This is a genomic window from Hymenobacter coalescens (assembly GCF_054783195.1).
Map to the genome: position 1 here is coordinate 1 of NZ_BAAGRA010000030.1, position 22,613 is coordinate 22,613.

General features: G+C 63.2%; 16 protein-coding genes. 8 read left to right on the top strand and 8 right to left on the bottom strand.

The features are described 5' to 3' along the window. The first annotated feature begins 163 nt into the window (after window positions 1-163). Complete coding sequence (locus ACYVKQ_RS22725; RefSeq protein WP_460677670.1) at window positions 164-1,045, top strand: DUF4349 domain-containing protein; 882 nt, start codon at window positions 164-166, stop codon at window positions 1,043-1,045. Between the two features lie 71 nt (window positions 1,046-1,116). On the opposite strand, the gene ACYVKQ_RS22730 is transcribed toward ACYVKQ_RS22725, so the two are convergent. From ACYVKQ_RS22730 to ACYVKQ_RS22765, 8 genes are all read right to left on the bottom strand, one after another. Then, window positions 1,117-1,452, bottom strand: a complete 336-nt coding sequence (locus tag ACYVKQ_RS22730; RefSeq protein WP_460677671.1) for a phage holin family protein — start codon at window positions 1,450-1,452, stop codon at window positions 1,117-1,119. A gap of 105 nt (window positions 1,453-1,557) precedes the next feature. Beyond that, window positions 1,558-2,655 carry an agmatinase family protein gene (locus ACYVKQ_RS22735; protein WP_460677672.1) on the bottom strand — a complete coding sequence of 366 codons (1,098 nt, stop codon included), beginning with the start codon at window positions 2,653-2,655 and terminating at the stop codon, window positions 1,558-1,560. A 36-nt stretch (window positions 2,656-2,691) separates the two neighbouring features. Further along, window positions 2,692-3,327, bottom strand: coding sequence for a chemotaxis protein CheC (locus ACYVKQ_RS22740; RefSeq protein ID WP_460677673.1), 636 nt, complete (start codon window positions 3,325-3,327; stop codon window positions 2,692-2,694). Window positions 3,328-3,395: 68 nt separating this feature from the next. Then, window positions 3,396-5,033, bottom strand: coding sequence for a chemotaxis protein CheA (locus tag ACYVKQ_RS22745; protein ID WP_460677674.1), 1,638 nt, complete (start codon window positions 5,031-5,033; stop codon window positions 3,396-3,398). After that, complete coding sequence (locus ACYVKQ_RS22750) at window positions 5,030-6,136, bottom strand: chemotaxis protein CheB (protein ID WP_460677675.1); 1,107 nt, start codon at window positions 6,134-6,136, stop codon at window positions 5,030-5,032. Before ACYVKQ_RS22750 ends, ACYVKQ_RS22745 begins: the two co-directional genes overlap by 4 nt. 87 nt (window positions 6,137-6,223) lie before the next feature. Further along, complete coding sequence (locus ACYVKQ_RS22755) at window positions 6,224-6,607, bottom strand: response regulator (RefSeq protein WP_460677676.1); 384 nt, start codon at window positions 6,605-6,607, stop codon at window positions 6,224-6,226. A gap of 50 nt (window positions 6,608-6,657) precedes the next feature. Next, complete coding sequence (locus ACYVKQ_RS22760) at window positions 6,658-7,197, bottom strand: chemotaxis protein CheW (RefSeq protein ID WP_460677677.1); 540 nt, start codon at window positions 7,195-7,197, stop codon at window positions 6,658-6,660. 64 nt (window positions 7,198-7,261) lie between these two features. Beyond that, window positions 7,262-11,698, bottom strand: coding sequence for a HAMP domain-containing protein (locus tag ACYVKQ_RS22765; protein ID WP_460677678.1), 4,437 nt, complete (start codon window positions 11,696-11,698; stop codon window positions 7,262-7,264). A 354-nt stretch (window positions 11,699-12,052) separates the two neighbouring features. Here ACYVKQ_RS22765 and topA point away from each other — a divergent pair, with 354 nt between their 5' ends. The 7 genes from topA (at window position 12,053) to ACYVKQ_RS22800 (ending at window position 22,581) form a co-directional block, all read left to right on the top strand. Beyond that, window positions 12,053-14,497: a type I DNA topoisomerase gene (gene topA, locus ACYVKQ_RS22770; protein WP_460677679.1), complete on the top strand. Its 2,445-nt coding sequence runs from the start codon at window positions 12,053-12,055 to the stop codon at window positions 14,495-14,497. A 113-nt stretch (window positions 14,498-14,610) separates the two neighbouring features. Beyond that, window positions 14,611-15,153: a DUF1697 domain-containing protein gene (locus tag ACYVKQ_RS22775; RefSeq protein WP_460677680.1), complete on the top strand. Its 543-nt coding sequence runs from the start codon at window positions 14,611-14,613 to the stop codon at window positions 15,151-15,153. A gap of 52 nt (window positions 15,154-15,205) precedes the next feature. Further along, window positions 15,206-15,940, top strand: a complete 735-nt coding sequence (locus ACYVKQ_RS22780; protein WP_460677681.1) for a M48 family metallopeptidase — start codon at window positions 15,206-15,208, stop codon at window positions 15,938-15,940. Window positions 15,941-16,075: 135 nt separating this feature from the next. Then, window positions 16,076-16,891: a DUF4846 domain-containing protein gene (locus ACYVKQ_RS22785; RefSeq protein WP_460677682.1), complete on the top strand. Its 816-nt coding sequence runs from the start codon at window positions 16,076-16,078 to the stop codon at window positions 16,889-16,891. A gap of 91 nt (window positions 16,892-16,982) precedes the next feature. Then, window positions 16,983-17,678 (top strand): SIR2 family NAD-dependent protein deacylase, encoded by a 696-nt coding sequence (locus ACYVKQ_RS22790; RefSeq protein ID WP_460677683.1) that lies wholly within the window; start codon window positions 16,983-16,985, stop codon window positions 17,676-17,678. A gap of 112 nt (window positions 17,679-17,790) precedes the next feature. Beyond that, window positions 17,791-21,501, top strand: a complete 3,711-nt coding sequence (locus ACYVKQ_RS22795) for a hypothetical protein (protein ID WP_460677684.1) — start codon at window positions 17,791-17,793, stop codon at window positions 21,499-21,501. A 102-nt stretch (window positions 21,502-21,603) separates the two neighbouring features. After that, window positions 21,604-22,581: a Ppx/GppA phosphatase family protein gene (locus tag ACYVKQ_RS22800; protein WP_460677685.1), complete on the top strand. Its 978-nt coding sequence runs from the start codon at window positions 21,604-21,606 to the stop codon at window positions 22,579-22,581. Window positions 22,582-22,613: the final 32 nt, after the last annotated feature.

A 22,613-nucleotide genomic window follows, 5' to 3' on the forward strand; every position in this document is an offset into this window, starting at 1 on the left:
CTAACACCAAAAAGAGCGCCGACCTATCGGCCGGCGCTCTTCTCAGTTTTGGGTAAGGACAAGCCCCTACCGGCGGGGCTTTTTGTTTGCGCGTTAGGCCGTTGCAAAAGGAAATCAGCGAACCATCGTTATCCGCTTACATTCATCTAACCCTTGTATTGCCATGAATAAGCTACCTGGAATCTTGGTGTGGTTAGGGTTGCTGCTAGGGAATTGCAGCAACAATAAGGAAGCAGCGCCGGCTGTGGCCGATCAGGCCGTAATGCTGGAGGCACCGGCCTTGGAATGCGCGCCGATTTCCGGGGCCGCCAAAGCCGAGCAGTCCGATGCCCTGGCCGACGGTGGCAGCGGCCCGGCGGCCGTGCCGGTAAGCCCCACGTCCCGGCAGCTCATTTATAAGGCCGACGTGCGCATCAAAGTGCGCGACCTGGCCCGCGCTACCGCTCGCGTCGACAGCGTCGTGCGGCGCAGCGGCAGTTGGGTGGGTGCCGCGGCCCAAACCCGCTCCGACGAGGAATGGCGGCAGGAAATGACCATTCGCGTGCGCCCCGAGCTGTTTACCACCCTGCTGACAGGCCTTTCTGCCCTCGGCACCGTGGAGCGCAAGGCCCTGACCTCCGAAGACGTGACAGTTGAGCACGCCGATGTGGCCGCTCGCCTGCGCACCAAGCGCGCCCTGGAGCAGCGCTACATCGGGTTGCTGAGCCAGGCCAAAAAGGTGAGCGAGGTGCTGGAAATTGAGGCCAAAATCGGTCAGGTGCGCGAGGAAATTGAGTCGGCGGAAAGCCGCTTCAAGGCCCTGAACGACCAGGTGGCTTACTCCACCATTACCCTGAAGCTCTACCAGCCGCTGGCCCTGCCCGCCCCTGACGCCCCGGTTATTTCCTTCGGCAGCCGCGTGGTCGAGGCTTTTTACGACGGCTGGCAACTCGTCACAGGCCTGTGCATCGGCTTGGTGTCGCTTTGGCCGCTGCTGCTGGTCGGCGGCGCGCTCTTCTGGCTGATCCGGCGCTGGCGCCAGCGTCGAATGGCCTTGCAACAGTAGCACCCATACCCACAAAAAAGCCCGGCACCATCGCGGTGCCGGGCTTTTTTGTGGGAAATACGACCGTTTACTTAGTCGACAATCATATCGACTACGGACGTCACCAAGGTCAGGACGATGCTGAAGATCAGCGCGTACAAAAAGCCGTCGACCTTGAAGCCGGGCAGAATCCAGTCGGCCAGCAGCACGATGATGGCGTTGATGACCAGCAGGAACAGGCCCAGCGTGAGAATGGTAATGGGAAAGCCGACAAACTTTAGGATGGGCTTCACAATGGCGTTGAGCACGCCGAGCACGAGCACCAGCAGCAGCGCGTCGGTGAAGCCGTCGAGGTGGGCGCCGGGCAGCACCTTGGTCAGCACGTAGGCGACGATGGCGCTGAGGATGAATTTCAGAATGAAGCCCATAGGGAGCGACGAGGTGTTTGGAAGAAGGAGAAAAACAAATTGCCCGCCGGCTCCCCAGTGGGTGCCGACGGGCAACTATACGAAAAAGCCGTTGCTTGGCGGTATCTAGACGGTTTCAATTCCCGAAGCCGTCAGGCGTCCCTGCGACACGGCCATCCAGTTGGCCATCTGGTAGAGCAGACGGGCGCCCACGTTACCATTCCAGTCCGTGTCGCCGGGCGCTACTTCATTCAGGTCGCAGCCAATGATCTGGCGGCCCGAGCGCACCACGGCGCGAATCAGGTACAGCGCCTCCTCGAACTCCAGCCCGCCGGGCACGGGGGTACCGGTGCCGGGGCACAGCTTGGGGTCCAGCCCGTCGATGTCGAAGCTGAGGTATACTTTCTGGGGCAGCTGCGCGATGATTTTGCCGCACTGCTTTTTCCAAGATTTCTTCTCGTACATGCCCTCGCGCAGGAAGCGGTGGTGAAACATCACCACGCGCCCGCCCGACTGGGCAATGACGTCGGCTTCCTGCTGGCACAGGTCGCGGATGCCCACCTGCACAAGCTTTTTCACCTGTGGCAGTTGCAGGGCGTTGTACATGATGCTGGCGTGCGAGTACTGAAAGCCCTCGTAGGCCGGGCGCAGGTCGCAGTGCGCGTCAATCTGCAGAATACCGAATTCCTCGTGGCGCTCAGCCAGGGCATGCATGTAGCCCAGCGGGGTGCTGTGGTCGCCGCCCAGCACCACCACGCCCTTCCCAGCGTCGAGGTAAGCGCCGGTTTTGGCCTTTAGCCATTCCAGCAGCGCCTGGCCGCGCTGGGTGACTTTGGCGGTAACTGCCGAAAACTTCCCAGCGGTTTCAGCCGGTTGCCCATCTTCCAGCCAGCCGATATAGCCTTCCGCCAGCTCGCGCAGCTCCCGGCTTTCGGATTCCCACTCCGGGCTTACGTCCTCCATGGCCAAACCCAGCTTCCAGGCATCGGCAATGTCCGGATCGTACAGATCCACCTGCGCCGAGGCGTCGGCAATGGCGGCCGGCCCTTGTGCCGTGCCGGCGCGGTACGAAACGGTTACCTCCCACGGCACGGGCACGACGACCACCTGGGCCTCGTCTACCGTGAAAGGCAGGCCAAAGAGGCCGCCCGACGTGTCGCCGACGGCATTCGGATCGAAATTGGTAAGTTTTTGTTGCAGCGAAAGAGCAATCGGGTCGTGCATGGCAAGCGGGCGAACGGGCCTACAACACAAACTGCCCTAAGCGGGCAGGCCGTTACCGGGCAGGTCGTAGGTACGGATGATGTTCAGAATTTTGTCGAAGGTTTCCCGGTCAAAGAAGAGCATCAGCGGCAGCTCCACGTTGCTGTTCTGATCGGAGAACTGCGTGATAACCGAAAAGATGAGCGGCTGCATCTTCGGGTGGGTCAGCAGCAGGTTGTCGAGCGAGTGCGCCAGGTCGCCCTTGGGCGCGCGCGGCGGGGCGCCGTAAATCTTGGCCTTGAGAATGTTAGCCAGTTGCGTGACGAGGGCGCCGGTGATGATGTTGCTGATTTCCAGCAGCAGCGACTCCTGCATCTCGTTCACATCCAGCGACTCCGACACGTTCATGCGCAGGCACACCTTGGAGAGGCGCTGCACGTGTTGGCCGGAGAAGAACATGAGCGTTGTGCCGTTGAAGTCGCCCTTGATGTCCGACTGCACCACCACGTGGCTGTTCTGGTACTTATTGACCAGGTTAAGGATGTCGTGGGCGCGCACCAGCTCCAGGCTGGGCACCTCCAGGAGTACCCGTTCCTGGGCAATAGCCGCGAACGAGTCGGCCGCCCGCGCCAGCCCGATATTCAGGATTTCGCGGATGATGTCCCGTTCCAGATCATTCATGTACAGGTCCATACGGGTGGTTCAGTTAGGAAGCAGGCCGGCGGCAACGCGGCAGCGACCCGGGGTTGGCATTACGAAAATCATGGGCGGCGGGCTAAAAACAAGCGTGTCAGGGCCGGCACATCGAGTACCAGGCATACCTGCCCACTGCCGAGTAAGGTGACCCCGCCGAACAAGTCAATCATGTCGAGCGGCTGGCTCACGGGTTTGATTACAATGTCCTGTTGGCGCAGGAAGCGGTCGACGATCAACCCCAGTTTGCGGCCGTTGTACTGGGTGATGATGATGTCCTGCGCCCCCACCAAGCTTGTGCGGTTGGCGGGCAACAGCACTTCCTCGTTGTCGGCGAGCAAGTCGGCCAGTCGCACCACCGGAATGTTTTCCGCCAGCATCTTGGCCAGGAGCGTACCGCCCACGATGTGCAGCTTTTCCGGCTGCAACGACACGACCGAGTCGGTGTGCATCAGCGGCAGCGCGTACGGGTGCCCCTCCAGTTCAAAGAGCAGCGCGCCTTTCACGGCGATGGAAGTGGGCAGCACCAAGCTGAACGTGGTACCCGCCCCAATTTTGGACTCCACGCGCACCTGCCCGCCGAGCGAGTCGATGGCCAGCTTTACCACGTCGAGGCCCACGCCGCGCCCGGAAATTTCGGTTACCTGCTCCGCCGTGGAAAAACCGGCGTCAAACAACAGGCTGTACACTTCGCCCTCATTCAGGCGGTTGGCCGCGTCGCGCGAGAGCACGCCGCGCTCCACGGCCTTGCGCCGCACCCGCTCCACGTCGATGCCGCGCCCGTCGTCGCTGATGCGTATGAGCACCGTGTCGCGGTCCGTCTGCGCCGATAGCGTGAGTTGGCCCACCTCCGGCTTACCGGCTGCGGCCCGTTCGTCCGGCGTTTCGATGCCGTGGCCGATGGCGTTGCGCACCAGGTGCAGCAGCGAGTCGGTGATGATCTGCAGGATGTTGCGGTCAATCTGAATATCCTGCCCGCTGATGGTCAGCTCCACTTGCTTCTGCTCGGCCGTAGCCACGTCGCGCACGACCCGCGGAAATTTATTGAAGAGTGCACCCACGCCGACCAGGCGGGCATCCATCACGGAATACTGCAGGTCGTCGGCCAGGCGGCTCAGGTGGGCCGTCACGCTTTGCAGCGTCGTGTCGCCGATTTCCTGCGCCAGCGTCAGTACCCGGTCCCGGTCAATGATAAGCTCGCCGACGAGGTTGAGCAGGTGGTCCAGCTTCTTGATTGGGATGTACACCAAGTCCGACAGCTCCAGCTTGCGCGTAGCATCTTCCTCGGTGCCCGACGTTTCGTCGTCTACCAGTACCGGCTCATCGCCCTCAATCACGCGGTCGAGGTTCTCAATGAGCGGCCGGTTTTCGGTTGGCGTTTGGTTGGCGCCCACGGCACGGATCATGCCGCCAAGCACGTCGATGCCGCTGAAGAGCACGGGCACCATGGAACCGGCAAAGGGCCGTTCTTTGCTGCGGATTTGCCCGAAGATGGTCTCCATGCGGTGAGCCACCTCCCCAATTTCGTTGTAGCCCATGGCCCGGGCATTGGCCTTGAGGTTGTGCAGCAGACGAAACAGCTCGTTGAGCGCGGCTTCGTCTTCGGGGCGCTTTTCGAGCACCGACATGTGCTGACTCATGGCGTCGTAGGCCTCTAAGGCTTCGGCCATGAACAACTCCCGGTATTCCTGTTCGCGCGACTTCATGCGGGGTACGAACGAATAAGGGAGGAAACCCGCGTGGGCAGCACAGTCAGCCGCAGCGGCTGCGCGTGGCTGTTAACGAAACGGGCAATATCCGGCAGCGGCAGCACGGCGGAGGCATACCCAGCTTGAATTACGGACTTGGGCATGGCAAAAACGGCCGCCGATTGTTGGTTCTGCACGACTACCTGCCCCCCGAAATGCCGAATGGCTGCCGCTCCGGCGGTGCCATCTGAGCCCAACCCGGTCAGGACCACGCCCAAAGTACGTGGCCCGGCGGCACGAGCCGCTGAAATCATGAGCAAGTCGATGTTGGGCTCGTCGAGGCTGACGGCCGGCTCGTTGGCGGCTTGCAGCCACAACTGCTGGCCGACCTCGCCCCGCACGGCCCAGTTGCGGCCACCGGGCACCACCACAATCTGCCCGGCCTGCAAGCGCAGGCCGGAGTGCCCCTCTACTACCGGCAACGATGCGGCGCGGCGTACGCGCTCCACCAACGAGGCAGTAAATACCGCCGGTAGGTGCACCGCCACTACAACCGTCCAGCGCAGCCCCGGCTGCAAGCCGCGCACTACCTGCTCCACCGCGGCTGCTCCGCCCGTAGAGCCTCCGATGACGACCACGCCGCGGGCCACCGTGCTCAGCAAATGCCCACCCAACCCAATGCCGACACCGCTGCTCGGTCGCGCCAGTGCTGTCTGGGCAATGGCCCGCGAGTAATGCACTTTACGCAACAAGTCCCGGCGGGCAAAACCGTAATCCGGGTGCGTAGCGGCGGGTAAGGGGCCAATATGGTCGTATACGCCCCACTGAGCGGCGTCGCGCAGCTCGGCCGTTCGCAAGGGCTGCCCGGCGTACAGCAGCACGGGGCCGCGGTGAAACTGGGCCAGACGCTTCATGCTTGGGGCGGGCTGCTCACCGGTAATCACCAGATCAGGCCGCAGCCGCCGGGCCAGGGCAATCAGGTCGTCTGGCCCAGCAGTGCTGCCTACAATCTCCACGCCCGCGTCGGCCCGCAGCACTTTGGACAGCGCCAACCGCATCAGACCCGGCATATCGCCGAGCAGGATGGTCAGGGGAGCAGGCAGTACCGGGGTGGTAAACAAAGCGAAGCGAAAGAGAAACAGGTAATGAGCCGGCGCGGGCAACTACGCCGTCGGGAATCGGCCTCCGCGGGAGGCTGGCAAGTGCAGTTAGGCCGGGGCGTCTCCGCTTTCTTGCAACGCGCCACCCACAATTTCAAGCACCTTATCCTCGGAAAAGGGCTTCACAATGTAGGCTGCAGCTCCGCTCTCCAAAGCCTCGTTGACGATGACCTCTTGGCCTACAGCCGAGCACATCACAATTTTCACGTCCGGCAGTTCCTGGCGAATGTCTTTCAGCACTTCCAGTCCGGTATTGTCGGGCAGAATAACGTCGAGCGTAATCAGGTCGGGCTTGGTTTCGGTGGCCAGCTCGCGGGCCTGCTGGCCGTTGGCTGCCTCGCCCACCACGTCGTAACCGGCGTCGGTGAGCATATTCTTCAGCATCGTGCGCATGTAGAACGAGTCGTCTACGATGAGGATGCGGTTTTTCATAAGGGTGCGGTCGAAAGGTGAGCGAAGAGGGAAAAGGCGTAATACCGGGCCTATCTACGCTCGGCAGCGGTGGAAGATGTGGCTTTGGGTTTCAGTTGCATGATTTCTTCGGGCGTGAGCAGCTTCAGCATGTCCAGCACGATGATAATGCGGTTGTCCACCCGGGCGATACCCTCGATGTACTTGTCGTGAATGTTCAGGTCCTGGATAAACTCCGGCGCTTTTTCAATGTTCGAAGCCGGAATGGACAGGGGTTGGGGCACTTCACGAACAATGATGCCGATGGTGTAATCCTTGGCCTCTAGGGCCATAGTGTAGGTTACCCCAGTCACCGGATCATTATTCGGGGCGCGCAACCGAAAGCGCTCCTCCAGATCAATGACGGCAATGATGTCGCCGCGCAGGTTAGCAATGCCCTTGACGAAACGCGGCGTCTTGGGCATGCGCGCAATTTCCGGAGTCAGGGTGACTTCCTTCACCTGCTCGATACGGATGCCGTACTCTTCGCCCCCTAGCTGGAAGACGATGAGCTGCACGGGCACCTCCGACTTGTATACCTTCTTTTCGGCGGCAGCTGTATTGTCAGGCATGCGCTGGATTATCTAGGAGAATACTACGGTCCGGCCGGCTACCCCGGCCGGGCCGTGGCATGGCTTACTTCTGCTTACGCTGCTTGGGCGCGGGGGCCTTGCGCGGCGGCGGCGTTGGTTGGGTGGCCGCTTGGTTATCTGCCTGCGGGGCCGGCTTATCGGTCGTCACCTCGGAGGCCCGGCGGGCGGGCGCTTTGCGGGGCGGAGGCGTGGGCACCGTCGGCTCTGAAGGCGCCGCCTTGCGAACCGGACGAGCCGGCGCGGGTTGCGCGCTCGAAGCGTTGCCGCTGCCGTTGCTACCCGGACGCGGAGCTGCTACGGGGCGGGCCGGACGGCGCGGCGTGGCAACGGGCGCCACCGGGCGCGGAGCCATGCGGCTTACCGGACGCGCGGTTGCCTCTTGCGGCTGCGCCATGGGCTGACGGCGCGACGGACGCACGGGCGGCTCGGGCTCGTAGTAGTACGCGTCCTCGGCCATGTGGTCCATCAGCTGGAAGGCCGAGAGGCCCACCTGCAGGTCGTCGGCAATATCGGTCAGCTTCTGGCTCGAGGCCGTCAGCTCGGCCATGGAGGAGCTCAGCTGCTTGGCCGTGCTGGCCACCTGCTGCGTACCCGAAGCCGTCTGCTCGGCAATGGCTACCACTTCCTCCACGTATTTCACCACGTCGCCGATCGAGGTCTTCTGAATCTCGGTAGCCGTGAGAATGTCGCGGGAAGTGCGCAGAATTTCGCCCGACGAGGTGGCAATGTTCTTAAAGGCCGAGCTGGCCTCGAACGTGGCGTTCTTCCCTTTCAATACGCGGCCTTCCATGGTCGAAATAGCCGCTGCTGCCGAAGCCGTGTCTTTTTTCACGTCCTCTACCAGCGTATTGATTTCGTTGGCCGATTTGCGGGAACCTTCGGCCAGCTTGCGGATTTCCTCGGCTACCACCGCGAAACCACGACCGGCTTCCCCGGCGCGGGCGGCTTCGATGGCCGCGTTCAGCGCCAGCAGGTTGGTTTGGGCGGCAATGTCGGTGATGACGCCCAGCGACTTGGAAATGTCCTGCGAGCGAACCGACAGTACGTCGATGGTGCGGGCGGTACCGGCCGAAGCGCTGGAAATTTCTTCCATGTTCTTTACCACCTCCGCCACGGTTTTCAGACCGAGCTGCGAGGTTTGCTCCCCGAGGATGGCGGCTTTGTTTACCACGTCGGCTTTGTTGGCCGTTTCCTTGGTAGCCGTCATGATTTCCTCGATCAGCTTGAAGGCCTGGTCGGTCTTCATTGCCTGATTCTGGGCCCCTTCGGCCATCTGCTGCATGGCCAACGACACGTCCACCGTCACGCGGCTCATTTCTAAGCCCTTCTGCGCCATTTCTTCCGACGAAGCCCCCACGATCAGCGAGGAATCGTTGATTTCGGCGAGCAGTTCGTTCAGGCTTTCCACGGCCGCGTTCAGGGCCATGGCCATGGCGTAGATGTCACCGGCGGTGGGCACTTCCACGCGCTGGGTCAGGTCGCCTTCCGACACGGCCCGCACCACGCGCGATACTTCAAGTACCGGCGAAGCAATGGATTCGATCAGGTCGTTGAGCGTGTCAACGATGTCTTTCCACGAACCCGACACGCCCGTTACCGTGGCGCGCTCGGTCAGCTTGCCTTCGACCCCGGCTACGCGGGCCACACGCGACACTTCCTGCGCCAGGCGGTTCAGGTCGTCCACCATGCGGTTGATGGTTTCGGCCAGATCGGCCACCTCGCCGCGGGCTTCCAGCGTCAGTTTTTGGGTAAGGTCACCCTGCGATACGCCGGTTACTACCTTCACGATGCCCCGTACCTGGGTAGTCAGGTTTGCTGCCATCCGATTTACGTTGTCGGTCAGCAGCTGCCATACCCCGCTCACGTTTGGCACGTTGGCCTGGCCGCCGAGGCGGCCTTCGGTACCCACTTCCTGCGCCACGCGGGTTACTTCGCCGGCAAACACGTTCAGCGAGTCCACCATCTGGTTCAGGATGTTCTTGAGCTCGAGCAGCTCACCTTTTACATCTACTGTTACCTTCTGGCTGAGGTCACCGCGGGCTACGGCCGTTGCCACATTAGCAATGTCACGTACCTGCGAGGTCAGCGACGCGGCCATGGTGTTTACGTTGTCCGTCAGCTCCTTCCAGGTACCCCGAACGTTCGGCACGTTGGCTTGTCCGCCCAGCTTCCCTTCGGTGCCTACCTCGCGGGCCACGCGGGTTACTTCGTCACCGAAGGTGTTCAGCGAGTCCACCATCTGGTTAAGGTTCTCCTTGAGCTGGAGAAGCTCACCTTTCACATTTACCGTGATTTTCTGGCTCAAGTCGCCGCGGGCTACGGCCGTAGCTACGTTGGCAATGTCGCGCACCTGGCTCGTCAAGTTCGAAGCCATGGTGTTCACGTTATCGGTGAGGTCTTTCCATACCCCGCCCACGTTCGGCACGTTGGCCTGGCCGCCGAGGATACCTTCGGTACCTACCTCGCGGGCCACGCGGGTTACTTCGCCGGCGAAGATGTTCAGGGAGTCCACCATCTGGTTCAGAATGTTCTTCAGATCCAGCAGTTCGCCTTTTACATCTACCGTGATTTTTTGCGTAAGGTCACCTTTTGCTACGGCGGTAGCCACGTTGGCAATGTCTCGCACCTGCGAGGTCAGGTTCGAGGCCATCGTGTTCACGTTGTCCGTCAGTTCCTTCCAGGTACCACCGACACGGGGCACCACGGCCTGGCCGCCGAGCTTACCCTCCGTACCCACCTCGCGAGCCACGCGGGTTACTTCGTCACCGAAGATGTTCAAGGAGTCCACCATCTGGTTCAAGATGTTCTTGAGCTCCAGGATTTCCCCCTTCACGTTTACCGTCATCTTCTGCGACAAGTCACCGCGGGCTACGGCCGTAGCCACGTTGGCAATGTCTCGCACCTGAGAAGTCAGGTTCGAGGCCATGTTGTTTACGTTGTCGGTCAGCTCTTTCCACACACCACCGACGCCCGGCACAATGGCCTGGCCACCCAGCTTACCCTCCGTACCTACTTCGAGTGCCACGCGGGTTACCTCGCCGGCGAACAGGTTCAGCGAGTCCACCATTTGGTTGAGGTTCTGCTTCAGCTGCAGCAGCTCGCCCTTTACATCAACGGTGATTTTCTGGGTCAGGTCTCCCTTAGCTACGGCCGTAGCCACGTTGGCAATGTCACGTACCTGAGAGGTCAGGTTCGAGGCCATCGTGTTCACGTTGTCCGTCAGTTCCTTCCACACGCCTGCCACGCTGGGCACGTTGGCCTGGCCGCCGAGGCGGCCTTCGGTACCCACTTCCTGCGCCACGCGGGTTACTTCGCCGGCGAAGAGGTTCAGCGAGTCCACCATCTGGTTGAGGTTCTGCTTGAGTTGCAGCAGCTCGCCTTTCACATCCACCGTAATCTTCTGCGAAAGGTCGCCCTTTGCTACGGCGGTGGCCACGTTGGCAATGTCGCGCACCTGACTGGTCAGGTTGGCGGCCATGTTGTTTACGTTGTCGGTGAGGTCTTTCCACACGCCGCCCACGCCCGGTACCACGGCCTGACCGCCCAGCTTCCCTTCGGTGCCTACTTCCTGCGCCACGCGGGTTACCTCGCCGGCGAACAGGTTCAGCGAGTCCACCATCTGGTTGAGGTTCTCCTTGAGCTGGAGAAGCTCACCTTTCACATTTACCGTGATTTTCTGGCTCAAGTCGCCGCGGGCTACGGCCGTAGCTACGTTGGCAATGTCTCGTACCTGCGAGGTCAGGTTCGAGGCCATCGTGTTCACGTTGTCCGTCAGATCCTTCCACACCCCGCCCACGTTCGGCACCGACGCCTGGCCGCCGAGTTTACCCTCCGTACCCACTTCCTGCGCCACGCGGGTTACTTCGCTGGCGAAGACGTTTAGGTTGTCGATGGTTTTGTTGATGGTTTCGGCCATCAACTTAAAGTCGCCGGATACCGGAATCTGGAACGACTCGTCCAAGTTACCGCGGCTGATGTTCTTGAGTACCTTGCCCACCTCCAACACCGGCACGGCAATGGAGTCCACCAGACCGTTGATGTTGTTGATCATGTCGCGCCAGAAGCCGGTGGCGTTTTCGCCGGAGGCTCGCGCCTTCAGGTTACCCTCTACCCCGGCCACCTTAGAAATGCGCGACACCTCGCCGCCCACGCCGCCGATCATCTCCACCATGGAGTTGTAGGCTTCGGCGATTTCAGCAAAGATGTCGTCGTTCTGCTTGGTCAGGCGCACCGAGATGTCGCCTTTCTTAAAGGCGTCGAGCGCGTAGAGCACGCGGTTGAGTTGCTCGTTGACGTAGTCCGGGTCCTGAGCGTCCATGGCGACGCCGCGGGCCACGCCGCGTTTGCGCGTCAGGTCCGAGGTGACGCGCACGGGAGCCCCGGAAGCACCGTTGCGGGGCAGCGGGGCGTTCGTTTCGGACTGGTTAGCGTCGGAGGGCGTAGGCGTCGTAGCAGATTTGCTGGTCTTACCGGTGGCCATAGAAGCGGAATGCGAAGCGCGGCAAAGCGCGGTGAGGGCGAGGGGTTGCCGGCCGGACACGGCAGGCGGTATCGGCAAAAGTAGCAAACGGCATCGGATGCGCGCTACTATATATTCTTTTCAATGTCGGTACAGGATTTTGGGGGGCAGGAGCTGGCTGATTCGCAATACTTTCGGACAGCCGAAACTACTGACCTAGCCAGCGCGTTGCTAGGTGCCTAGCGGCGGACGAACGGTCTAGTTGGATTATTCGTTCATCTTTGCGGCCGCTTTCAACGTTTCGCCGCGTTTTTTTGTTTCTTCTCGCCGCCGAGCATTCCCGCCTAGCGCCCTACTGATACCCACCCCGATTTTATGGCCAAGAATCTCGTCATAGTGGAGTCACCCGCCAAAGCCAAGACCATCGAAGGATATCTTGGCAAAGACTTCGTGGTGAAATCCAGCTTTGGGCACGTCCGTGACCTGCCGAAAGACAACAACGCCATCGACATCCAAAACGGCTTCAAACCCACCTACGTGGTGTCGCCCGACAAGCGGGAAGTCATTGCGCAACTGAAGAAGCTGGCCAAGGAAGCCGAAATGGTGTGGCTGGCCAGTGACGATGACCGCGAAGGCGAAGCCATCAGCTGGCATCTGGCCGAAACCCTGGACCTGACCAACGAGAAGACGCGGCGCATTGTGTTCCGCGAAATCACGAAGAACGCCATCCTGAACGCCATCGATTCGCCCCGCGAAATCGACCTGAACCTGGTGAATGCCCAGCAGGCCCGCCGCGTGCTGGACCGCCTGGTGGGCTTCGAATTGAGCCCGGTGCTCTGGAAAAAAGTTAAGACTGGTCTTTCGGCCGGCCGCGTGCAGTCGGTGGCCGTGCGCCTGGTGGTGGACCGCGAGCGGGAAATCAGCCAGTTCAAGGTGTCGTCGGCGTACCGCGTGGTGGCCCGCTTCGACGCCGGCAACGGGGCCGTGCTGGAGGCCGAGCTGCCGCAGCGCCTCAAGACGCGCGAAGAAGCCGAAAGCTTCCTGGCCCGGTGCGCCGGGGCGGCCTACACCATCGACTCCTTAGAGAAGAAGCCGGGCAAACGCTCCCCGGCCCCGCCCTTCACCACCTCCACGCTGCAGCAGGAGGCCTCGCGCAAGCTGGGCTTCTCGGTGGCCCAGACGATGAGCGTGGCCCAGCGCCTCTACGAAGCCGGCAAGATCAGCTACATGCGTACCGACTCGGTGAACCTCTCGCAGGAAGCCCTGCTCGGCGCCAAGCACGAGATTACGCGCAGCTACGGCGAGGAATTTGCCCACACGCGCCAGTACAAAACCAAAGCCGCCTCGGCGCAGGAAGCTCACGAAGCCATTCGCCCTACGGATTTCTCTCTGGTAAAAGCCGGCGAAGATTCGGCCGAGCAGCGCCTCTACGATTTGATTCGCAAGCGCGCCCTGGCCTCGCAGATGGCCGACGCGCAGATTGAGCGGACGACGGCCACCATTGCCATCAGCACCCAGCCGGGCACGCTGCTCACGGCGACGGGCGAGGTCATCACGTTTGAGGGTTTCCTGAAAGCCTACGCCGAGTCGAAGGACGAGGACGAAGCCACGGACGGCGAGTCGTCGTTTTCGCGGGGGCTGCCGCCGCTGTCGGTGGGGCAGCCGCTGCCGCTGCAGCGCTTTTCGGCCACGGAGCGGTATTCCGCACCGCCGGCCCGCTACACCGAAGCTTCACTGGTGAAAAAGATGGAGGAAATGGGCATCGGCCGCCCGTCGACCTACGCCCCCACCATTTCGACCATTCAGAAGCGCGGCTACGTCGAGAAAGACACCCGCGAGGGCAAGGAGCGGAAGTTCCACGTGCTCACGCTGAACGGCAGCACCGTTGACACCGAGGTAAAAACCGAAACGTACGGCGCCGACAAAGCCAAGCTGTTTCCGACGGATACGGCCATGGTGGTGAACGACTTCCTGGTGGAGCACTTCCCGGTAATCGTGGACTTTCAGTTCACGGCCAAGGTGGAGGACGAGTTTGACCGCATTGCCGACGGGCTGGAAAGCTGGGAGGAAATGATTTCAGGCTTCTACGGCACTTTCCACGAAACCGTGGAGCGCGGCAAGGAAGTAGAGCGCGCCGACGTGGGCACGACCCGCGAAATTGGCCTGCACCCGGAAACGGGCGAGAAAATCTACGCCAAGCTCGGCCGCTTCGGGCCCTATGTGCAGCTGGGCGAGATGGACGAGGACAAAACCAAAAAGCCGGCCTACGCCAACCTGCGCAAGGGGCAGTTCATCGAGAACCTGACGCTGGAAGATGCGCTGGAGCTGTTTAAGCTGCCGCGCAACGTGGGCCAGTACGAGGAGAAGGACATGACCGCCGCCGTGGGTCGCTTCGGGCCGTACATCCGCCACGACAGCAAGTTTTACTCGCTGGCCAAGGGCCAGGACCCGCACACCGTAACGGCCGAGGAAGCCGTGGAGCTCATCAACGCCAAGCGTAAGCAGGAAGCCGAAAAGCTCATCAAGTCCTTTGAAGGCGAAGGCCGCGCCGACGTGCAGGTGGTAAATGGTAAGTACGGGCCCTACATCGTGGCGGCGGGCAAAAACGTAAAGATTCCCAAGGGCGAAGAGCCCCAGGAGCTAACGCTGCAGCGCTGCATCGAGTTGGCCGACGCCACGCCCGACAAGCCCGCCCGGGGCCGCTTCGGCGCGAAGAAGGCGGCGGAGCCCGCTGCCAAAGCACCCAAGAAAACCGAAGGTGCCGCCAAGAAGCCCGCCGCTAAAAAGGCAGCGGGCAGCAGCAAGAAAGCCGCTAAATAAGCTGTTCATACGTGCCTATTTCTGAAGCCCCGCCGGCGGTTGCCGGCGGGGCTTTTCCGTAGCTTCGCCTTTCCGTTGGGCCGGTGCTCGCCGGCCCTTCCCACCCCCTAAGTATGGTTTACATAGCCCTGCTGCGCGGCATCAACGTCGGCGGCCACCGCATAACGATGGAGAAGCTGCGCAGCCTCTTTGCCGAACTGGGCCTGGCCCGGGTGCGCAGCTACATCCAAAGCGGTAACGTGTTTTTCGACTCCGACGAGCCGGAACGCGCCGCGCTTACCCAGCGCCTTGAGCAGCACCTGCGGCAGGCTTTGGGCTACGAAGTGCCGGTGTTTTTGCGCACGGTGCCGGAGCTGCGTGAGCTGCTGGCCCTGAACCCGTTTGCGCAGCTCACGGTCACGCCCGACATGCGCCTCTGCGTAATGCTGCTCACCGACCCCGCTCCTACGGACCTGGAACTGCCGCTTCGCTCGCCCAGGCAGGATCTGGAGCTGCTGCACGTCACGCCCACCCGGGAAGCCTTTGTGGTCTGGCACCTACTGGAGGGCCGCGCGCCCGCGTCGACCGTGTTTCTCGACAAGCTGCTCGGCAAACGCACCACTACCCGCTTCTACCCCACCGCGCTGAAGATTCTGGCTGCAGCCGAGGCAGAATAAGCGCCCTGGCCTCCCTTCTATTTTTCTTGTTGATTTGCCGGAGGAAGTTGGCATGAGCAAAACGGTTCTTATCGACGGCCTGGCCGTGGAAGTCGTGCGCAAGTCGATCCGGACGCTGCGCGTAACAGTATACCCGCCGCACGGCCGGGTTCGCATTGCCGCGCCCCTGCGCCTGCCCGAAGCCTCCATCCACGCGTTTATCCTGGCCCGGCGCGCCTGGATTGAAAAGCACCAGGCGCGCTTTGCCGCGCAGGCCCTGCCGCTGGAATATGCTTACCTGAGCGGCGAAACGCACTACTACCAGGGCCGCCCCTACCAGCTGCGGGTGCATGCGCAGCCCGAAGGCCGGATGCGTGTGCAGCTAGGCGAAGAGCCGTACCTGGACCTGTACGCTCCTGCGACCAGCACCCCGGAGGTACGGGCGCTGGCGCTGCAGGCCTGGTACCGGGCCCGGCTCAAGGAGCAGGTCCCGGCGCTCCTGGCGCGCTGGCAGCCGGTGGTGGGTGCCGAGGCGGCGGCCTGGGGCGTCAAGCAGATGAAGACGCGCTGGGGCACGTGCAACATCCGCGCCCGGCGCATCTGGCTGAACCTGGAGCTGATCAAGAAGCCGGTGGAATGCCTGGAGTACGTGGTGGTGCACGAGCTGGTGCACCTGCACGAGCGGCTGCACAACGCCCGCTTCTGGGGTTTGATGGACCAGTTTATGCCCGACTGGCGTCAGCACAAGGCTACGCTCAACCGCCACGCGCCGGGGGTGGTGCAGCCAGCGGGCGCAGACCAGTGCTGAAGCCTTGTTGGCAGACCAACCGGCGTGCACGAAAACAGGCGGCTGATCCGTTCATAGCAGCCTATGCATAAGTCTATATTCCTCGGGTCACTGGCGGCCAGTCTCGGCTTTTTTCCTATCCCAGCGACTCAACCGGTGACTTCCCGGTTTGTCCAGGCCTCCCCGCAACCGGCGGCGCCCCGCTACGCCTGGCTCACGCGGGCCTACGCTCCCCAAACGGCGCTGGCCGCGCGCTTTGCGCCACCAGCGGGCTGCCAACGCGTAGCCGTGCCGCCGGGTAGCTTCGGGCACTGGCTGCGCGGACTCCCGCTGCGCCCGCCGGGCACGGCAGTGCGGCTCTACAACGGGCAGCTGAAAAACCCGCAGACGGTACACGCGGCGGTGCTCGACCTCGATACGGGCGCGCGCGACCTGCAGCAGTGCGCCGACGCCGTGATGCGCCTGCGGGCCGAGTACCAGTTCACGCAAAACTTTCGCACCATCCATTTTCACCTTACCAGCGGCCACGACATCTGGTTTGGCGACTGGGTGGAGGGCCAGGGCTTTCGGGTGCAGGGCGAGGACGTGCTGCCCGCCGCCCGGCCCGTTGAAAAGCCCGACCACGCCGCGCTGCGCCGCTACCTCGATCAGATCTTTACCTACGCGGGCTCCCTTTCGCTGAGCCGGGAACTGCGCCCGGTGCTCCTGGCCGACATGCAGCCCGGCGACGTGTTCGTCCAGGGCGGCTCGCCCGGCCACGCGGTCATCGTGCTCGATGTGGCCGAACACGCAGCGACCAAAGCCCGCTACGCCCTGCTGGCCCAAAGCTACATGCCCGCCCAGAACATGCATGTGCTCCGCAACGATGCCGCGCCGCGCTTGGGCGCCTGGTTTCGCATCGACGCCAACGCCCGTGTGGTGGCTACCCCGGAGTGGGAGTTCGAGGCGGCGCACCTGAAGCGCTGGCAGTAGCCCAACGGTAAGCGGCCCCAACGAGGCAGCTGCTGGCGCTTGATGGTGGGCTACCGTGCGGGAAAACCGAACTCTGCGCTACCTTCAAGCCATGAAAAAAGTAGTCGTGCTGACGGGCGCCGGTATTTCGGCCGAGAGTGGCATTGCCACTTTCCGGGCCGCCGATGGCCTGTGGGAAAATCACCGGGTGGAAGACGTAGCCTCGCCGGAGGGCTGGGCGCGCAATCCGGAACTGGTGCTCGAATTCTACAACCAGCGCCGCGCGGCGGCCCGGCGGGCTCAGCCCAATGCCGGCCACCAGGCTTTGGTGCAGTTGGAGCAGGCCTACGAAGTGGTCATCGTGACGCAGAACGTGGACGATTTGCACGAGCGGGCGGGTTCCAGCCGCGTCATTCACCTGCACGGCAAGCTGAACGAGGCCCGCAGCAGCCGCTACGAAGCGCTGGTCTACCCCTTGCCGGGCGACCGGATTGAACTAGGGGAGCAGTGTGAGCGGGGCTACCAGCTGCGGCCCAACATCGTCTGGTTTGGGGAGGCCGTGCCGCTCATCGAGCGCGCCGCCGAGGAATGCGCCACCGCCGACGTGATGCTGGTGGTGGGCACTTCGCTGCAGGTGTACCCGGCCGCGGGGCTGCTGCACTACCTGCCCACCGGCCGGACGCTGTACGTCATCGACCCCAGCCAGCCGTCCGTGTCGCGGCGCACCGACTTGCACTTCGTGGTGGAGCCGGCTACCGTGGGCGTGCCGCGCGTGGTGCATGAGCTGCTGACCCAAGCGGGGCAATAGCCCATTAAATGTTGCTTAATGCGGGGTAATCCGCAGGAGGCTTTTTCGCGTAGGAGCGGATACTCCCGCCGGTGCCACAGCCGCGGGGCTTTCTGCCCTTCTGCCCTACTCAATGAGCTATTTCTACCGCCCGCTAGTCTTAGCAGGCCTACTGCTGACGGCTGCCCTACCGGCCCGTCCGCAATCAGTTCCGGCGGCCCATCACGTGTACCTGCTGGGCAATACGGCCGGTCCGGTACCCGAAGCCCGTCTGCAGGCGCTACGCCGCACCTTGGAGCAGGAAACCACCCCGTTTACCGTGGTGCACCTGGGCGACATCGTCGGCAACGAGGGCCTGTCCGACAAGCAAGACACCACCCGCGCCGGCCTTGAAACGCGCGCCAACGCCCTGCTGGCCCTGGTGCGCGGCCTGCCCAACGGCCGCATATACTTCGTGCCCGGCGACAAGGACTGGAACAACTCCGGCCGCGACGGGCAGAAAAGCGTGCGGCGCCTGGAAAAGTACATCGAGCAGCAGCTCGGCGGGCAGAACGCGTTTATTCCCAGCAACGGCTGCCCCGGCCCCGAAATCGTGGACGTGGCCCCGCTGGTGCGCCTGGTGGCCCTGAACACGCCCTGGTGGAGCCACCCGTTCGACCGGCCCGAGGCGCCCGACACCGATTGCAAAACCATGTCGGCCGAGGAGTTTCGCGAGCAGCTGCAGGACGTCATCGACGATACCAAAGGCCGCAACGTGCTGCTGGTGGGTCACCAGCCGGCCCTCAGCAACGGCACCTACGGCGGCTTTCAGCCCCTGAAGCGCCACCTCTCGCCGCCCATCTTCGGCACCATCAACGCGGCGTACCGGCAGAACGTGGGCACCCCGCGCGACATGGCCTCGCCGGGCTACCAGGCGTTTAAGAAAACGCTGCTGAGCACCCTCAAGGAGCATCCCGGCGTCGTTTACGCTGCGGCCCACGACTTCAGCCTGCAGCTGACCCCGTTTGAGCGCAACTATCACCTAGTCAGCGGCTCCTTTGCCCACACCGAACCGGTGGGCAACAACGCCCGCTCGCTCTATAATGCGCCGGAAGCGGGCTACACCCGCCTTGACTACTACCCCGACGGCACCGTGAAAACGGTGATGCTGCGCTTCGATCGGGGCAGCACGGCGCGGGAAGATTTCACGGCGACGCTGTTCCAGTCGGCCTGCCTGCCCAGCAGCCCCGCGACGCCGACCAACGCCTTTCTGCCCGATTGCCCGGCGGCTCCCAAAGGCCCTGCGGCCTCCAGGCCAGCGGCCACTTCCGGCCCGACGGCGACCGTCACCCCCGGCCCGCAGTACCGGGCGCACGGCTTGCAGCAGGCGCTGATGGGCCCATTGTACCGCTCGTCGTGGACGCAGCCGGTAACGGTGTCGGTGCTCGATCTGAACACCGAAAAAGGCGGCCTGCGGCCGACCGGGCGCGGCGGTGGCCGCCAGACGACTTCGCTCAAGATGATTGCGGCCGACTCTTCGGAATACACCTTCCGCTCGGTGGACAAGGACGTGACCAAAATCCTGCCGCCGGAGCTGCGCGGCTCGGTGGCGGCCGATATTCTGCGCGACATCACGCCTACGGCCAACCCGTACTCGGCGCTGGTCATCGCGCCGTTGCTCGACCGCACCGACATCCTGCACGCCCGGCCGCGCCTGTTTGTGCTGCCCGACAACCAGCAGCTTGGCCCCTACCGCGAGCGGTACGCCGGCCTGCTGGGCACCTTGGAGGACGACCCTTGGGACCAGAAGGACAACCTGCCCGGCTTCGGCGGTGCCCAGGACGTGCGCCGCTCCTTCAGCATGTACCGGCAGCTGTACAAGGACCACGACAACCGCGTCGACGCCGTAGCCCTGGGCCGGGCCCGCGCCTTCGACATGCTGGTGGCCGACTTCGGGAAGCACGACGACAACTGGAAGTGGGCCGGCTATGAGGACGGCAACAAAACCATCTTCAAGCCTATTCCGCGCGACCGGGACCAGGCGTTTACGCTCTGGAACGGGGCCCTCACCTGGGTGGCCAACCGCGAGTGGGCCGTGCCGAGCATCGAGGACTTTCAGGCGAAGTTCAACGACCTGGAAAGCCTGAACTGGCCGGCCCGTCACCTCGACCGCGCCCTGCTGCCAGGCCTGAACCGCGCCGACTGGCAGCGCATCGGCCAGTACCTGCAGCAGCGCATCACGCCCGGCGCCATCGATTCGGCCACGGCCCAGCTGCCGCGGGAAATCCAGGGTTTGTCGGGCCAGGACATCAACCGTAAGCTGAAAAGCCGCATACAGGAGCTTCCCCAAGCCATTGTCGCGTACTACCTAATGCTGGCCCGCGACGTGGACGTGGTGGGCTCCAACAAGGCCGAGCACTTCCTCGTCGAGCGCCTGCCCGACGGCAACGTGCGCGTGCAGGTCAGCAAAAAAGCCGACGACGGCACGGCCAAGGGCCCGCCTTTCTTTGACCGCACCTTCGTGCAGGGCGAAACCCGCGACATCCGCCTCTACGGCCTCGACGGCAAAGACGTATTCCGGGTAACGGGCCAGGGCCGCCGCAGCATCCGCGTGCGCATCATCGGCGGCGAAGGGGGTGACATGGTCAGCGACGACTCGCGCGGGGGCCGCACCGAGGTGTACGACGTGCCGAAAACCGATCTGCAGCCCGGCCCGGGCACGGCCGACCGCCGCTCCCTGCGCCTGGGCGTGAACCGCTATGACCGCCGCGCCTTCGAGTACGACGGCTATGCCCCGCGCGGTGGGCTGCTCTACAACCGCAACGACGGCTTCGGCGTGGCCGCCGGCTTCGACTGGGTGAAGCAGGGCTTCCGCAAGCCCGATTACCGCGTGCGCTACGGCCTCGACGCGCAGTACACTACCGGCGGCAACCGGCAGCTCACCGGCAACGTGCGCTGGCGCTACCTTATCGGTAAGTGGGACGCGGGCGCCCGCGCCACTTACGGCAACTTCTTCCCCTTCTACAACTTCTTCGGGCTGGGCAACGCCACCGGCAAGAACAACGCTCTGTTCGACGCCAACTTTTACCGCGCCCGCTACCGCGGCTACCAGACCGAGGCCTTCCTGGAGCGGGCCTTCCGCGGCAAGAGCTACGTGCGCCTGGGGCCGGTGTACGAGCAGTACCAGAGCGACTTCGCTTCCACCAGCTACATCGGCCTGCTCAAAAACCCGCTGGTGGAACCCGTACCCGGCACGCCCGTTCCCGACACCGACTTCCAGCGCCTGCTCGGCGGCCGGGCCGTCGTCGACCTGGATTTTCGGGACCGGAAACTCTTTGCCCGCCGGGGCGTGCGCCTGTATGGGGAGCACACCACCTGGCAGCAGCTCAACCAGGGCCAGCGCACCTTCGGCCTCACCGAAGCCTTTGCCGAGTACTTGGCCACCGCCCGCCTGGGCATTCCCGTGACGCTGGCCGTGAAGGGCGGCGGCGGCAAGAACTACGGCCCCAGCGACGAAATTCCCTTCTACAAGTTTACCCAGCTCGGGCAGCGCCAGAACCTGCGCGGCTACGTGCGCAACCGCTTCACCGGCGACGCTTCGCTGTACCTGAATTCGGAGCTGCGCCTCGCGCTGGGCTACGCCAACACGTCCATCCTGCCCTTCTACTACGGCCTGTTCGGCTTCTACGACCAAGGGCAGGTGTACTACCGGGGCGAGGCGGCTGGCGGGTGGCACCGCGGCTACGGCGGCGGCTTCTACATCGCGCCGGTGTACGAAACCTTCGCCCTGTCCGTGTCGGTGCAGCACTCGGCGGAGGAGGCCGCGCTGCTGCAGTTTGGCCTGGGTTTCCGCATCGATCAGTAGAGAGCCGCAACCTATTCATTCGGCATGCCGAACACAGGAAAAGGCCGGGCTTCCCCCCGGCCTTTTATCTTTGCGCCTCTCTTCTCCCCTAGCCTTTCGCCCATGGAATACCCGCTGCTGAAACTGGCCGCCATTGATATCGGCTCGAACGCCGTCCGTTGTCAGATTTCCGCCGTGCTGGAGTACGAGGGCGCCTACCGCCTGAAGCGCGTGGAATACGTGCGCTACCCGCTGCGCTTGGGCGAAGACGTGTTTGCCACCGGCCACATTTCGCCCGCCAAGGAGGAGAAGTTCGTCAAGTTCATGCACGCGCTGAAGCTGCTGATGGAAGTGCACGACGTGGCCCACTACCTGATCTGCTCTACCTCCGCCATGCGCTCCGCCGACAACGGCCAGGCCATTGCCGAGCGCATGCGCCGCGAACTGGGCATCGAGGTGCAGATCATCGACGGGCAGGCCGAGGCCGCGTACGTGAACCGCGTCATCATGCAGCTGCTGGAAGACAAGCGCCACTACCTGCACATCGATGTGGGCGGCGGCAGCACCGAGTTCAACCTGTACTCCGACCGGAAGAAGATTGCCTCGCAGTCGTTTGAGGTAGGTTCTATCCGCCGGCTGCAGCAAAACGGGCAGCCCGGCGAGGCCCTGCAAGATACATGGCAGCGCATGGAACAGTGGGTCAAGGAAAACGCCCGCCGCTTCCACGTCACCCGCGCCATCGGCACCGGGGGCAACATCAACAAAATCTATTCGCTGGCCCAGATACCGGTGGATCAGCCCCTGCCGCGCAAGCGCATTGCCGCCATCCTCGACCACCTGCGCGGCCTGAGCATGGACGAGCGGGTGAACCTGCTCATGCTCAACCCCGACCGCGCCGACGTCATCGTGCCGGCCGGGCAGATTTACCTCTCGGCCATGGAATGGTCGGGCGCCAAGGACATGCTCGTGCCCGACATCGGCCTGAAGGACGGCATGCTGCAGGCCCTGTTCGAGGACCACTTCGAGGAAATCCGGCCGGCCTCCGACCACACCCACCGCGTGCCCTACCTGACCATCCAGAACGACCAGGAAGGCAGCTGAGCAGCCCTCGGCCTGTTGTTCGAGCACGCATC

Bases quoted from the DNA above. Each gene is read 5' to 3' on its own strand.
- ACYVKQ_RS22760 (WP_460677677.1), bottom strand. From the start codon at position 7,197: ATGCCTGACAATACAGCTGCCGCCGAAAAGAAGGTATACAAGTCGGAG.
- ACYVKQ_RS22775 (WP_460677680.1), top strand. From the start codon at position 14,611: ATGGTTTACATAGCCCTGCTGCGCGGCATCAACGTCGGCGGCCACCGC.
- ACYVKQ_RS22795 (WP_460677684.1), top strand. From the start codon at position 17,791: ATGAGCTATTTCTACCGCCCGCTAGTCTTAGCAGGCCTACTGCTGACG.
- ACYVKQ_RS22740 (WP_460677673.1), bottom strand. From the start codon at position 3,327: ATGGACCTGTACATGAATGATCTGGAACGGGACATCATCCGCGAAATC.
- ACYVKQ_RS22755 (WP_460677676.1), bottom strand. From the start codon at position 6,607: ATGAAAAACCGCATCCTCATCGTAGACGACTCGTTCTACATGCGCACG.
- ACYVKQ_RS22765 (WP_460677678.1), bottom strand. From the start codon at position 11,698: ATGGCCACCGGTAAGACCAGCAAATCTGCTACGACGCCTACGCCCTCC.
- ACYVKQ_RS22780 (WP_460677681.1), top strand. From the start codon at position 15,206: ATGAGCAAAACGGTTCTTATCGACGGCCTGGCCGTGGAAGTCGTGCGC.
- ACYVKQ_RS22735 (WP_460677672.1), bottom strand. From the start codon at position 2,655: ATGCACGACCCGATTGCTCTTTCGCTGCAACAAAAACTTACCAATTTC.
- topA (WP_460677679.1), top strand. From the start codon at position 12,053: ATGGCCAAGAATCTCGTCATAGTGGAGTCACCCGCCAAAGCCAAGACC.
- ACYVKQ_RS22730 (WP_460677671.1), bottom strand. From the start codon at position 1,452: ATGGGCTTCATTCTGAAATTCATCCTCAGCGCCATCGTCGCCTACGTG.
- ACYVKQ_RS22800 (WP_460677685.1), top strand. From the start codon at position 21,604: ATGGAATACCCGCTGCTGAAACTGGCCGCCATTGATATCGGCTCGAAC.
- ACYVKQ_RS22725 (WP_460677670.1), top strand. From the start codon at position 164: ATGAATAAGCTACCTGGAATCTTGGTGTGGTTAGGGTTGCTGCTAGGG.
- ACYVKQ_RS22790 (WP_460677683.1), top strand. From the start codon at position 16,983: ATGAAAAAAGTAGTCGTGCTGACGGGCGCCGGTATTTCGGCCGAGAGT.
- ACYVKQ_RS22745 (WP_460677674.1), bottom strand. From the start codon at position 5,033: ATGAAGTCGCGCGAACAGGAATACCGGGAGTTGTTCATGGCCGAAGCC.